Source organism: Halomarina pelagica (assembly GCF_024228315.1).
GTDB lineage: Archaea > Halobacteriota > Halobacteria > Halobacteriales > Haloarculaceae > Halomarina > Halomarina pelagica.
Map to the genome: position 1 here is coordinate 2,597,539 of NZ_CP100454.1, position 13,144 is coordinate 2,610,682.

At 69.1% G+C, this 13,144-nt stretch carries 14 protein-coding genes; 7 read left to right on the top strand and 7 right to left on the bottom strand.

Annotation, left to right across the window (positions count from 1 at the left end; all coding sequences use genetic code 11):
* Positions 1–116: 116 nt before the first annotated feature.
* From NKI68_RS13510 to NKI68_RS13520, 3 genes are all read right to left on the bottom strand, one after another.
* A complete protein-coding gene (locus NKI68_RS13510; protein ID WP_254543626.1) occupies positions 117–1,268 on the bottom strand; it encodes an acyl-CoA dehydrogenase family protein in 1,152 nt (383 codons plus the stop codon).
* A gap of 99 nt (positions 1,269–1,367) precedes the next feature.
* Positions 1,368–3,023: a long-chain fatty acid--CoA ligase gene (locus NKI68_RS13515; RefSeq protein WP_254543627.1), complete on the bottom strand. Its 1,656-nt coding sequence runs from the start codon at positions 3,021–3,023 to the stop codon at positions 1,368–1,370.
* A gap of 72 nt (positions 3,024–3,095) precedes the next feature.
* The gene (locus tag NKI68_RS13520; protein WP_254543628.1) at positions 3,096–3,761 is read right to left on the bottom strand and encodes an O-methyltransferase; all 666 of its coding nucleotides are present in this window, start codon (positions 3,759–3,761) and stop codon (positions 3,096–3,098) included.
* A 437-nt stretch (positions 3,762–4,198) separates the two neighbouring features.
* Here NKI68_RS13520 and NKI68_RS13525 point away from each other — a divergent pair, with 437 nt between their 5' ends.
* Entirely contained in the window at positions 4,199–5,782 is a 1,584-nt protein-coding gene (locus NKI68_RS13525; protein WP_438267778.1) for a uracil-xanthine permease family protein, read from the top strand.
* Between the two features lie 31 nt (positions 5,783–5,813).
* Here the strand turns inward: NKI68_RS13525 and NKI68_RS13530 are convergent, their stop codons facing one another.
* Positions 5,814–6,860, bottom strand: coding sequence for an NAD(P)-dependent alcohol dehydrogenase (locus NKI68_RS13530; RefSeq protein ID WP_254543629.1), 1,047 nt, complete (start codon positions 6,858–6,860; stop codon positions 5,814–5,816).
* A 116-nt stretch (positions 6,861–6,976) separates the two neighbouring features.
* Here NKI68_RS13530 and NKI68_RS13535 point away from each other — a divergent pair, with 116 nt between their 5' ends.
* The 4 genes from NKI68_RS13535 (at position 6,977) to NKI68_RS13550 (ending at position 9,971) form a co-directional block, all read left to right on the top strand.
* Positions 6,977–8,038, top strand: coding sequence for an amidohydrolase family protein (locus NKI68_RS13535; RefSeq protein ID WP_254543630.1), 1,062 nt, complete (start codon positions 6,977–6,979; stop codon positions 8,036–8,038).
* Positions 8,038–8,811 carry an iron-sulfur cluster assembly protein gene (locus tag NKI68_RS13540; RefSeq protein ID WP_254543631.1) on the top strand — a complete coding sequence of 258 codons (774 nt, stop codon included), beginning with the start codon at positions 8,038–8,040 and terminating at the stop codon, positions 8,809–8,811. The genes NKI68_RS13535 and NKI68_RS13540 overlap by 1 nt, the downstream gene beginning before the upstream one ends.
* Before the next feature lie 135 nt (positions 8,812–8,946).
* Positions 8,947–9,207 carry a hypothetical protein gene (locus NKI68_RS13545; RefSeq protein WP_254543632.1) on the top strand — a complete coding sequence of 87 codons (261 nt, stop codon included), beginning with the start codon at positions 8,947–8,949 and terminating at the stop codon, positions 9,205–9,207.
* Positions 9,208–9,506: 299 nt separating this feature from the next.
* Positions 9,507–9,971, top strand: a complete 465-nt coding sequence (locus NKI68_RS13550) for a hypothetical protein (RefSeq protein ID WP_254543633.1) — start codon at positions 9,507–9,509, stop codon at positions 9,969–9,971.
* A 21-nt stretch (positions 9,972–9,992) separates the two neighbouring features.
* Here NKI68_RS13550 and NKI68_RS13555 read toward each other — a convergent pair whose 3' ends face one another.
* Genes NKI68_RS13555 through NKI68_RS24035 form a run of 3 tightly spaced genes read right to left on the bottom strand, consistent with a single transcriptional unit; the run spans position 9,993 to position 11,075 of the window.
* Positions 9,993–10,607: a thioredoxin family protein gene (locus tag NKI68_RS13555; protein ID WP_254543634.1), complete on the bottom strand. Its 615-nt coding sequence runs from the start codon at positions 10,605–10,607 to the stop codon at positions 9,993–9,995.
* 52 nt (positions 10,608–10,659) lie between these two features.
* Positions 10,660–10,848 (bottom strand): DUF7317 family protein, encoded by a 189-nt coding sequence (locus NKI68_RS13560; protein ID WP_254543635.1) that lies wholly within the window; start codon positions 10,846–10,848, stop codon positions 10,660–10,662.
* A gap of 50 nt (positions 10,849–10,898) precedes the next feature.
* Positions 10,899–11,075: a DUF7317 family protein gene (locus NKI68_RS24035; RefSeq protein WP_497007288.1), complete on the bottom strand. Its 177-nt coding sequence runs from the start codon at positions 11,073–11,075 to the stop codon at positions 10,899–10,901.
* Between the two features lie 220 nt (positions 11,076–11,295).
* On the opposite strand from NKI68_RS24035, the gene NKI68_RS13565 reads away from it, so the two are divergent.
* Positions 11,296–11,784: an Lrp/AsnC family transcriptional regulator gene (locus NKI68_RS13565; protein ID WP_254543636.1), complete on the top strand. Its 489-nt coding sequence runs from the start codon at positions 11,296–11,298 to the stop codon at positions 11,782–11,784.
* Positions 11,781–12,950 (top strand): pyridoxal phosphate-dependent aminotransferase, encoded by a 1,170-nt coding sequence (locus tag NKI68_RS13570; protein ID WP_254543637.1) that lies wholly within the window; start codon positions 11,781–11,783, stop codon positions 12,948–12,950. Before NKI68_RS13565 ends, NKI68_RS13570 begins: the two co-directional genes overlap by 4 nt.
* Positions 12,951–13,144 lie beyond the last annotated feature (194 nt).

A 13,144-nucleotide genomic window follows, 5' to 3' on the forward strand; every position in this document is an offset into this window, starting at 1 on the left:
AGGAGCGTCGTCGCGGGTTCGGGGAACACGACGAGACCGATGCCGGCGAGCAGGAGCAACGTTGCGCGGCGCATACGTCCACGACGGGGTGAGGCGACGAAAACGTTGGGGCCCGATCAGAACGTCGACTGGCTGTAGATGAGGTTGCGCTGGATCTCGTTCGCCCCCTCGTAGATGACCGGGATGCGGACGTCGCGGTAGACCCGCGAGACGCGCCGGTCCCGGAGGATCGAGCGCCCGCCGTGGAGTTGCATCGCGCGCTCGGCGCAGTCGTTCGCCGTCTCGGTCGCCTTCGTCTTCGCCATCGCGGCCCACAGCCCGGCGTTGTCCTGATCCGCGACCCTGTCGGCGGCCCGCCAGGTGAGCGCTCGTGCCGACTCGAACTCCATGCGCATGTCGGCGAGGATGTGCTGGACGGCCTGGAACTCGCTCACGTCGCGGCCGAACGCCTGCCGGCCGTGGACGAACTCCCACGCCTCCTCGATGGCGGCGGCGGCCAGCCCCAGGCCGTGGCCGCCCACGACCACGCGACCGTGGTTGAAGAACTCCGCGAGCATGTAGAAGCCCGCGCCCTCGACGCCGATCAGGTTCTCCTCCGGGATCCGGCAGTCGTCGAGCACGACGTGCCCCTGCTTGGAGGCGCGCATGCCGATCTTCTCGGGGATGTGCTCGGCCTCGTACCCCGGCGCGTCCGTCGGGACGATGAACAGCGAGTAGTTCGAGTAGCGGTCGTCGGAGTCGCCCGTCTTCGCGTAGAGGGTGACCCAGTCGCCCTCGACGGCGTTGCCGATCCAGTACTTCTCGCCGTCGAGCACCCACTCGTCGCCCCGGCGCTCGGCGCTCGTGGTCATCCCGGCGAGGTCGCTGCCCGTCTCCGGTTCGGAGGCGGCGAGCCCCGTGACCACCTCGTTCTCGGCCACCGGGCGCAGGTACTCCTCCTTCTGCTCCTCGCTGCCGAACTCCTCGACGATCTCAGCGCCGAAGGAGGCGAGCATCATCGTCAGGCCGATGCCCGCGTCCGCGCGGAAGAACTCCTCCGCGACGGCGAGCATCTCGTGGAGGTCGAGGCCGCGCCCGCCGTACTCCTCGCCGACGTCCTGGGCGACGAGCCCCGCGTCCATCCCCGCCTCGAGGATCTCCCACGGGTACTCCCCGGAGTTGTGGTACTCCTGAGCCGCGGGGGCGATGTGCTCCGCGGCGAACTCGCGGGCCTCCCGCTTGACGCCCCGCGCGTGCTCCGGAACGACGCCCTCGTCTAACAGTTCCATGGTCACCGGGTACGGTTTCGAGCGTAATGTAGCTCCTGAAACCCGGAACGCCGGAACGACAGTTCAACGGGACGGTTCGAAAACGAGTCGCTTCGAGACTCAGTCGTCGTCGGGGGCCGCCTCCTCGGGAGCCTGCCCCTCGAACATGGACGCGTCGCTGTACTGATCGCGGAGGTCCTTCTTCGAGAACTTCCCGGTGGCGGTCTTCGGGACGTCGTCGATGAACACCACGTCGTCGGGGAGCCACCACTTCGGGTACTCCGCCGCGAGCATGTCCATCACCTCGGACTCGACGGTCGCCTCGTCGGCCCCCTCCGCGGCCACGATGAACGCGATGGGCCGCTCCTGCCACTTCTCGTGGGGGACGCCGATGACGGTCGCCTCGGCCACGCCGTCGTGGGCCATGATGGCGTTCTCCAGTTCGACGCTGGAGATCCACTCGCCGCCGGACTTGATCACGTCCTTCGCGCGGTCGACGATCTTGATGTAGCCCTCCTCGTCGACGGTGACGACGTCGCCGGTCTTCAGCCAGTTGCCCTCGAAGTCCTCCTCGTTCGCGTCGGGGCGCTCGAAGTACTCCGTCGTCACCCACGGACCGCGCACCCAGAGTTCGCCGAAGTCCTCGCCGTTCCACGGCACCTCCTCGCCGTCGTCGTCGACGACGCGGAACTCGAGGCCGGGCACCATGAGGCCCTGCTTGGCGCGCTTGTCCACCTGCGTCTCGTAGTCGGCGTCCGCGAGGTTCGACTTGAGGTGCGAGATGGAGCCGATCGGCGACATCTCGGTCATGCCCCAGGCGTGGAGCACCTCGACGTCCCGGTCGTCGAACCAGCGGATCATGGACTTCGGCGCGGCCGACCCGCCGACGATGACGTGCTCGAGCGACGAGAGGTCCACCTCGTGCTCCTTGCAGTAGTCCATCAGCCCGAGCCACACGGTGGGGACGCCGGCCGTGAAGGTGACTCCCTCCTCCTCGATGAGGCCGGCGAGGTCCTCGGGGGTCGGCGAGGGGCCGGGGTAGACGTGCTTCGCGCCGCCGGCGGTGGTGCTGAACGGCATCCCCCACGCGTTGACGTGGAACATCGGCACGACGGGCATCACCACGTCGTCGGAGGCGATTCCGAGCCCCTGGGGCGTGATCGTCGCCATCGTGTGCGCCCAGAGCATCTTCTGGGTGTACTCGACGCCCTTCGGGTTCCCGGTCGTGCCGGAGGTGTAGCACATCCCCGCCGGCTGGTCCTCGCTCACGTCCGGCCAGTCGTACTCCGTCGGGCGATCGCCGATGAACTCCTCGTAGGAGACGACGGGGTCGAGGGAGGTCTCGGGGACCTCCTCGCCCATCACGACGTACCGCTCCACCGCGTCGAACTCCGGCGACTGGACGGCGGATTCGAGCGCCCCGATCAGCGACGGATCGACGAACAGTACCCGGTCCTCGGCGTTGCCGACGATGTAGCGGACGTGCTCGGCCGGGAGCAGCGGGTTGATCGTGTGTAACTGCGCGCCGACGGAGGGCGTGGCGAAGTACGCCTCGAAGTGCCGGTGGTGGTTCCAGCAGAACGTCGCCACGCGGTCGCCCGCCTCGACGCCGAGGTCGTCGAGGGCGTTCGCGAGCTGGCGGACGCGGTCGCCGTACTCGCGGTAGGTGTAGCGCGTGATGCCCTCCGCCGTCCGGGAGACGATCTCCGTGTCCGGGTAGAGCCGTTCGGCTCGCCACAGAAACGGTCGAAGCGTCATGTCAGTGCCGCCTGGCATGTACGGACGGTGGGACCGTGGACTACTAACTTTTGTCATGGAACTGAGCCTCGTCTGGCGATCAGCGCGTCGCTACCCGGTGCGGTAGCTCACCGCGATCCCCTCCCCGACGGGGATCAGCGCCGTCTCGAACGCCGGGTCGTCGCGGACGGTCGTCAGGTACTCGTGGACGCCGCGGGTGTGCTCGTCGGTCTCGACCGACTCGCCCGCCATCAGCGCGACCAGCGCGTCGAAGTCGATCGGACCGGCGGTGATCGCGTTGTCGGCGACGACCACGCCGCCGGGGGCGACCTTCTCCCGGACGGCGCGGAACGCCTCCGCGTAGCGATGCTTCTCGTTGTCGATCAGCACCGCGTCGAACGGGCCGTCGTAGCGCTCGACGACCTCGATCGCGTCGCCCTCCTCGAAGACGGCGCGGTCGAGGTAGCCGCCGCGCTCCAGGTACGCGCGGGCGCGGTCGAGGTCGTCCGGGTCGCGGTCGGTGAGGACGACCTCGCCGGACCCGGGGAGTGCCCCGGCGAACCAGTACGCCGAGTAACCGAAGCCCGACCCGAACTCGAAGATCCGTTCGGCGTCCACCATCGTCGCGAGCAGGCGCAGCCACCCCCCGACGGCGGGACCGACCGTCGGGAAGCCCCGCTCCTCGGCGTAGGCGTCCATCTCCGCGACGACCTCGTCGGCGGCGGGACCGACGAGGCGGGCGAACCGTTCGACGCGCTCGGGAACGACGTCGTTCATACCATCGGCTCGCGCGGCGAGGGCAAAAGCCTCGGGGCGAACGGGCGACTCCGCGGACGATGCTCGCGAGGCACGGTGTCGCGCTACCGTGAACGAGGCCGGAGGCCGAACGGAGGCTGACCCAGCCGTTCGAACGGACTCGGCGCGGACCGAAGGGAGCACCGAGGTTTTGGTCCAGATTTTGCCAGGGAGCGGCCGGAGGCCGCTCCCGCAGCGAAAGGTGGGCGAACAGGCGACGCGGGGGGCCGGCGGGAGCCGCCCGAGGGTCGGCGGCCGGCCAGGGAGCGTGCGGCGGTGCGTCGCGCAACCGCGGGACGCCACACGGCGACTCTCAGCTCACGGGGTCGCTGGCCTCCCTCTGGTATGTAAACCTTCTCACACTCGGATCGCGTGACGACGCCTTTATCCGGTCGGTCGCCGATCCTCGGGTAATTTGCATGGGTCGCGAGGTGGACGACGTGAGTGAGGACGGATCGCGGAGCGAGGAGGAATCGTCGCTGGTCGAGTACGGCATCGAGGACAGGCCGCCGATGGGGACCTCGGTAGTCCTCGGCGTCCAGCACTACCTCACGATGGTGGGGGCGAACATCGCGGTGCCGCTGATCCTGGCCGGCCTGATGGGGATGCCGGAGGACGTGACGGCGAAGTTCGTCGGGACGTTCTTCGTCGTCTCCGGGGTCGCGACGCTGGCCCAGACGACGATCGGAAACCGGTACCCGATCGTCCAGGGTGCGCCGTTCTCGATGCTCGCGCCGGGCATCGCCATCGTCACGGCGGCCCCGGTCGTCGCCGGGTTGCCCGACTGGCAGTCGAAGCTCCTCTACCTCCAGGGGGCGATCGTCGTCGCGGCGCTGGCGGAGGTCGCCATCGGCTACCTCGGCGTCGTCGGCCGCCTTCGCTCGTACATCTCGCCGGTCGTCGTCGCCCCCGTGGTGGCGCTCATCGGCCTGTCGCTCTTCTCCGCCCCGCAGATCGTCGACGTGAACCCGGGCGTCGCGGGCGCACAGCAGAACTGGTGGCTCGTGCTCCTCACCCTCGGGCTCATCGTCCTGTTCTCCCAGTACCTCGACGGTCGGAACCGGGCGTTCAGCCTCTTCCCCGTCATCCTCGGGATCGCGGGGGCGTGGCTCGTCGCGGCCGTCCTCTCGGTCGCCGGGGTCTACGCGCCGGGGTCGATCGGGTACGTCGACCTGGACTCGGTCGCGTCGGCGGAACCGATCTACGCCATCTACCCGCTCATGTGGGGGGTGCCGAAGGTCCAGGCGTCGTTCGTCGTCGGGATGTTCGCCGGCGTCCTCGCGTCGATCATCGAGAGCTTCGCGGACTACCACGCCGTCGCGCGCCTCTCCGGCGTCGGCGCGCCGAGCCGGAAGCGCATCGACCACGGCATCGGCATGGAGGGGCTGATGAACGTCTTCGCGGGGATGATGGGCACGGGCGGGTCCACCTCGTACTCGGAGAACATCGGCGCGATCGGGCTGACGGGGGTCGCCTCGCGCTACGTGGTCCAGATCGGCGCGGCGGTGATGCTCCTCGTCGGCTTCGTCGGCTACTTCGGGACGCTCATCGCGACCATCCCGGATCCCATCGTCGGGGGGCTCTACCTCGCCATGTTCGGGCAGATCGTCGCCGTCGGGCTGTCGAACCTCAAGTACGTCGACCTCGATTCCTCACGGAACATCTTCACGATCGGCCTCGCGGTCTTCGCGGGGATGGCCGTCCCCTCGTACATGGGCGCGGTGGGCGGCACGGCGGCGTTCCAGCAGGGACTCGCGACGGTGCCCGTCGTCGGGTCGATCCTCGCGACGAGCGCCGTCGGCGGGACGCTCTACATCCTCGGGACGACGAACATGGCCGTCGGCGGCATCGTCGCGTTCGTCCTCGACAACACCGTCGAGGGGACGCCCGAGGAGCGCGGCCTCGCCGACTGGGCCCGCATCGCCGAGAGCGACGAGGACTTCCAGTCGGCCTACGACCGCTTCTTCCGCGACGAGGGAACGACCGCGGAGAGCGCCGACTGACCGGCCGGAGGGGTCGGTCGCCCCGCCCGTCTCAGGCGTTCGGCGTGATGACCGCCCGCCCCTCGATCTCGCCGTGTTCGAGGCGCTCGGCCACGTCGTTGATCTCCTCCAGTCCGTAGCGCGAGGTGCGGAGTTCGACGTCGCCCTGAGCGACGAGGGCCATCAGCTCCTGGAGTTCGGTGTACTTGCCGACGAGCGTGCCGACGTAGGAGAACTCGCCGTTGACGAGCGACTGCGCCGGTTCGTGGACGTGCCCGCCGTACCCGACGACGTGGTGCTCGCCCGTGCCGGCGACGATCTCCGGCGCGAGCGCGAGCGTCGGATCCCGCCCCACGAAGTCGACCACCTGCTTCGCCAGCTGGCCGTCCGTGATGGACTCGATCTCGGCGGGCACGTCGTCGTCCTGCGGGTCGAGCGTGTAGTCCGCGCCGAGTTCCTCGGCCAGGTCGCGGGCCTCCGGCTTCACGTCCAGGGCGACGATCCGCGCGGCGCTCATCGCCTCCAGGCACTGGAGCCCGATGTGGCCGAGCCCGCCCACGCCCACGACGACGGCGTAGTCGCCGGGGACGAGCCGCGAGACGGCCTTCTTCACGGCGTGGTAGGCGGTGATCCCCGCGTCCGCGTGGGGCGCGATGTCGATCGGGTCGACGCCGTCGGGGAGCGCCACCACCGACCGTTCGGAGGTGAGCAGCGCCTCCGCGAACCCCCCGTCGGTCGTGAGCCCCGGGAACGAGAGGTTCACGCAGTGCATGTCCTCGCCGAGGCGACAGGGCCGACACTTCCCGCAGGGGAGGACCGGGTGGCAGATGACCCGGTCGCCCTCCGAGACGGTCGTCACCTCCTCCCCGGTCTCGACGACGGTCCCGGCGTTCTCGTGGCCCAGCGTCAACGGGAGGTCCTGCTCGACGTAGTCGGTCCACATCCCCTCGATGATGTGGTTGTCCGTCTGGCACCAGCCCGCGCCCTCGACCTCCACGACCACGTGGTCAGAGCGCGTCGGTTCGGGTCGGTCCACGTCGTCGATCGAGAGCGCCTCGCTCATCTCGTCGGTGTACTCGTGCAGTCGGGCGGCTCGCATGGTATCCCACCGCACGACCGGCGACGAGTAAAAGGTATGTCCACGGTCTCCTGACTCTCTGGTGTGTGTTAACCAGTCATAAGTAATTTGTTATCATGCCTCGATGTAGGATCGGTATGTACCACCACGAAGGGGAGGACGTGTTCGTCCTCGACTCGCACGTCCACATGTGGGACGCGAGCGAGGAGAACATCGTCCACGAGGGGGGAGAGCAGTTCATCCAGTGCTTCTACGACTACCACACCGGGTTCACGCCCGAGGAGCACCAGTGGGACCTCTCCACGTACCGCAAGTACGGACCCGATCGGCTGCTCCGCGACCTGTTTCGCGACGGCCACGTGGACATGGCGATCTTCCAGCCGACGTACCTCACGGAGTTCTACGAGGAGGGGTTCAACACGACCGAGCAGAACGCCGAACTGGCGGAGGAGCACCCCGAGCGGTTCGTCCTCAACGGGCGGTTCGACCCGCGCGACGGCGAGGAGGGCCTGGAGCAACTCGAACGCGACCACGAGCGGTACGACCTCCAGGGCGTGAAGGTCTACACCGCCGAGTGGAAGGGCGACTCGAAGGGCTGGCGGCTCGACTCGGAGGAGGCCTTCGAGTACCTGGAGAAGTGCGCCGAACTCGGCATCGAGAACGTCCACCCGCACAAGGGACCGACCATCCGGCCGCTCAACCGCGACGCATTCGACGTGGCGGACGTGGACGACGCGGCGACGTCGTTCCCGGAGTTGAATTTCGTCGTCGAGCACGTCGGGCTGCCGCGGCTGGACGACTTCTGCTGGATCGCCGCCCAGGAGCCGAACGTGTACGGCGGGCTGGCCGTCGCCGCCCCGCTCGCGCTGTCGCGCCCGCGGAAGTTCGGCGAGATCCTGGGCGAACTCCTGTTCTGGCTGGGCGAGGACAGGGTGCTGTTCGGCAGTGACTACGCCATCTGGGAACCCGACTGGCTCGTCGAGGCGGTCATGGAGTTCGAACTCGCGCCCGATCAGGAGGCCGAATACGGCGTGGAGTTCGACCTCGACGTGAAGCGGAAGGTGATGGGCGAGAACGCCGCGCGGCTCTACGACATCGACCTCTCGCGGCGGGAGCGCGACCTCCGGGGCGACGAGATCAGCGAGCGGTTCGACCTCGCCGATCAGTACGACCGGGGGCCGGCGACGGCCGACGACTGATGAGCGGACGCACACCCACCCCCACGCGCGCCGCCGTCCTCGACCGGCTGGATCGGGTCACCGACCCGGAACTCGACCGCTCGATCGTCGAACTCGAGTACGTAGAGCGCGTCGAGGTCGACCCCCCGCGCGTCTCCGTCCGGATCGCGCTCCCGACGGCGTGGTGCTCGCCCGCCTTCGCGTGGATGATGGCGAGCGACGCCCGCGAGGAGACCCTCGCGCTCGACGGCGTGGAGGCGGTCCGGGTCGAACTGGTCGATCACATGCACGAACGGGAGATCAACGAGGGGGTCAACGGAGGGCTCGACTTCGAGACCGTCTTCGAGGACGCGACCGAAGGCGTGGAGGCCATCCGGGCCGTCCTCGACGACAAGGCCAGACTGGCCCGCCAGCACGGAGCGGTCGAGGCCCTGCTCGACGCGGGCGTACGCCCCGAACAGATCGCCCGCCTCCGCCGGGGGGACGTGACCCTCGACGCCGAACCCGACCGCGCCGCGATCTCGCTCGACGGGGACGCGCTCGTCGTCTTCGTCCCCCGCGAACCGCTCGCGCGCTACGTCGAGAAGGCGACCGACGTGGGGATCGTCGAGGAGCCGGACGACCGCCTGTTCGCCACCCCCGAGGGCGACCCCCTCACCGCCGAGTCGTTCGACCTGGTCCACCGCCGCGCGCGCCTCGCCCGGACGAACATGACGGGGCAGGGGACGGTCTGCGACGGCCTCCGCCGGGCGCGGTACGGCGGGGCGCGCGAGGCGACGGAGACGTCCGACTGACGGCCCCGCCCGGTGCGGGGAGCGGGAACTGAACGGCGTCGTCGCCGGAGGGGTCCGACGAGTCGGCGACGCGGGTCGCCCCCACTGCTGTCAGGTCGCGGAAACCTTTTCCGTCGCAGGTCGCTATCGACGACCATGGCACGTGGAGGCACGGTAACGGAGGAGGTCCTCGTGGGTTCCGCGACCGGCGAGGTCGGCTTCGGCCTGTCGGGCGGCGAGGAGACGCCCCCCGAGTCCGTCGTCGAGGAGGTCAGGCGGCGGAGCGAGGAGCGGTACGATCTCTCGGCGATGTCGCCCGGGACCGTCCTCGGCTTCGTCGACTACGACGACGAGACCGGCGAGGTGATCGACCTCCGGTGGGAGGAGCCGGCGACCCGGTCGTCGTCGGGGGAGTGACCGACCGTTCGGTCCGACTCGCCGCCCCTCGGTCGGGCGGGGCACCTGCTACCGCTACGGACGCGCCAGCAGTCTACGGGTCGGCGCGTCGGGAGACTGCCGGCACGTCTAGTCAGACGGACGGTCGCCCGCGTCGTTCTCCCGGCACGTCCACTTCCTTCCCTCACTTCGTTCGGCCAGTCGTGGACGTGCCGACGTCACACTCGCTCCCGCTCGCGTGACTCCCGCGGATCTCGCCACGGCGGATCGACGGACGATCGGAAGACGTATGCCCGAACGAACGTCACTCCCGGTGATACATGCCCTCCACCACGCGTCGATCGCTCCTCGGAGCGATCGGAACGGTCACCGTTGGGAGCCTCGCCGGCTGCTCGACGCCGCGACTCGGACGTGACGGACCACCCTCGGGAAGCCTCGGTTTCGCGAATCTGGATCGACTTCCGCACACGCTCGGCGTCCACGTCATCGACGCCCCCGAGACGTACACCGTGGACGGCGACCTCCGAGGGGTCCCGCCCGCCCAGCGGTCACTTCGCTCGTCAGTTTCGCTGAGACCGGACGAGACGCTGCTCGTTCCCGAAGCGTTCACCGAGGCCGTGCAGTACCACGTCGGGTTCACCGTCGACGGGCGGCCTCCCGAACACGCGGAGGAGGTCTCATTCAATCCGTACCGGGACGGCGGGACCTATCTCTATCTCCGGGTGGACGAGGGCGGGGACGCGACGTGGGTCATCAGCGCGGCGGGGACCTCCGGCCCGTTCTGACGGGGATCGGCGTCCGACGATTCAGGCCTCCCTCCACTTGATCGAACAGCCCCGCGAGGGCATGAACTCCAGGTCGACGTCCTCGCCCGCGAGGACGGCGTCGATCGCCTCGCGGACGTAGAACTCCGTGGGGTCCGCGTCCGGGTCGAGCGCGTCGTCGAGGCGGCCGTGGTACGCGAGGCGGAACTCGGCTCGCGGCTCGTCGCCGCTCGCGCTCTCCGAGGCGCGTCGGGCCTCGCTGCCCTCGCGCCGGGCGAACAGGAACGGATCGGGCGTGCAGACCGCGCCGTATGCGCGGGCGACCTCCTGACTCTCGTCGCGGAGGTAGGCGTCGTAGCGGATCGTCCCGTCGTCGACGAGTTCGACCATCCGGTCGAAGGAGTCCTCCGGGTACTCCTCGGCGTCGTTGGGGTTGATCCCGACGACGGCAACCTCGTCGTACTCCTCGGCGAGGTCGTTGAGCAGGTCGAACTTCGCCCGCGCGTAGGGGCAGTGATTGCAGGTGAACACCAGCAGCAGCGCCTCGCGGTCGGCGAAGTCGGCGAGGGAACGCTCCTCGCCGTCCGTGTCGGGGAGCGCGAAGTTCGGTGCGGCGTCGCCGCGTTCGAGCGATCGTTCGGATTCTTCGAGTACCATGGCGGGACGTAGGGACCGGGGGAGAAAGGGCGTTGTCCTCGCGCTGCCGGAATCAGCGAACGGCGAGGGGCGTGGCGACCGCCGCGGGCTCCTCGGTTCCCTGTCTGACCTCGACGCCGCGGGCCCGGAGGCTCTCGGCCATCCGACCCGGGGTCACTCCCGCGTAGCTCGCGGCCTGTTCGAGGGTGATGTCGCCCGTCTCGTAGAGCGCGATCGCCGTCCCGACAGCGTGGGTGCGCATGTGAACAACGATGTGGTTAACCCCTATAAGTATATCGTGAGATAATATATCTATAAGGTTCGTTCCCCCTCCCTTTCAGGCGCGTTCGAATGTGGTGGAGGGCTAGAGGGACCGAACCGCGCGCGGAAGCGGTCGGGCGACCGGCCCGCGTATCCGGCGGCCTGTTCGAGCGGGAGCGCTCCGGCCCGGTACAGCGTAGCGGCGAAGGCAACGGCGTGTCGACGCATGAGTACGCACCACGGTAGTTCGACCGGAGATGTAAACGTATCTCCGGTATCTGCTAGTGGTCCTAGTACTATTCTGGACTATTTCGACACGTCCGAGGAGGAATTTTCGAACTCACTCGTCGTTCTCGATCTTTCGAGGGGTCGAGTCACCGAGCGCCGTGGGCCGAACGGCGTTGCCCGAGGAGAAAGCCTCTTTAGCGCCGTCGCCCCGACACGTGGCATGGACACGCAGCGCGACGTCCTCGACCTGCTGTGCGAGAACGCCCGGTACGACACCGCCGACATCGCGCGCCAGCTGGGCGCGCCGGAGGAGGAGGTAGCGGCGGCCATCGACGCGCTCGAGTCCGACGGGGCGATCCGCGGCTACCAGGCGGTCGTCGACTGGGAGTCCGTCGCCGAGGAGCGCGTGCGCGCCTTCGTCGAGTGCAACGTGACGCTCGACCGCGAGACGGGCTACGACGACATCGCCGCCCGCCTCGTCAAGTTCGACGAGGTGCGCACCCTCCGGCTGGTCAGCGGCGACTACGACTTCGCGCTGACGGTCGAGGCCGACTCGATGAGCGAACTCTCCCGGTTCGTCAGCGAGCAGATCGCGCCCGTCCCCGAGGTCACCCAGACGGTGACGCACTTCATCATGGAGAGCTACAAGGAGGCGGGCATCGAGTTCGGCGACGGCCACGACGACGATCGGCTGTCGGTGACGCCATGAACGAGGGGACCGACCGGGGCGGTCCGATCCAGCTTGCAGAGCGGGTACGGCGGGTGCCACCCTCGGGCATCCGTCGCTTCTTCGAACTCGCGGAGGAGATGGACGACGTCATCTCGCTCGGCGTGGGCGAACCGGACTTCACCGCCCCGTGGCGCGCCCGACAGGCGGCCATCGAGTCGCTCGAACGCGGGCGCACCTCCTACACCGCCAACCGCGGGACCCGCGAACTGCGCGAGGCCGTCGCGGCCGACTGCCGCGAGCGCTACGGCCTCGACTACGACCCCCACGAGGAGGTGCTCGTGACGGCGGGCGCGAGCGAGGGCATCGACCTCGCGTTCCGGGCGCTCGTGGACCCCGGCGACACCGTCGCCGTCGCCCAGCCCTCCTACGTCTCCTACGTGCCGGGGGTCGTCTTCGCGGGCGGGGAGGTGCTCCCCGTCCCGACGCGCGTCGAGGACGACTTCGCGCTCACCCCCGAGGTGCTCGCCGAGGCGGGCGCGGAGGAGGCGGACGCGCTCGTCATGTGCTACCCGAACAACCCCACGGGCGCGACCTTGACGCGCGAACAGGTGGCCGCAGTCGCCGACTTCGCCCGCGAGCACGACCTCGCGGTACTCGCGGACGAGATCTACTCGGAACTCACCTACGAGGGCGAACACGTCTCCGTCGCCACCCTGGAGGGGATGCGCGAGCGCACGATCGTCTTCAACGGCTTCTCGAAGGCCTACGCGATGACCGGCCTGCGCCTCGGCTACGCGCTCGGCCCGGCGGAGGCCATCGGCGCGATGAACCGCGTCCACCAGTACACGATGCTCTCCGCGCCGACGACCGCCCAGCACGCGGCGCTGACCGCCATCGAGGAGTGCGGCGACGAGGTGGTGGAGATGCGCCGGCAGTACGACCGCCGCCGGAAGTTCGTCCTCGCGCGGTTCGAGGAGATGGGGATCGACTGCTTCGAGGCCACCGGGGCGTTCTACGTCTTCCCCGAGTGCCCCTGGGACGACGCGGACGCGTTCGCGGAGGCGCTGCTCGAGGCGGAGTCGGTCGCGATGGTCCCCGGGAAGGCCTTCGGCGCGGGCGGGGAGGGCCACCTCCGGGCCTCCTACGCCACCGGCTTCGACGACCTGCGTGAGGCGATGGACCGCATCGAGCGGTTCGTCGGCTGATACCGCCTTCCGTACCTCCGTCGAGATGTTCGACGCTCAGCGCCGAGATCCCTCAGCGGCGCACGCCGGCAGTACGACGACCCGTACGATCCGCCGGATCGGTCTCCGCCGGCCTGGTCCGCCGGATCGGCCCGCGCCAGACAGGCCCGATTCGGATACATTCACGAAATGGACAAAAAGTTTTTTGACACGTG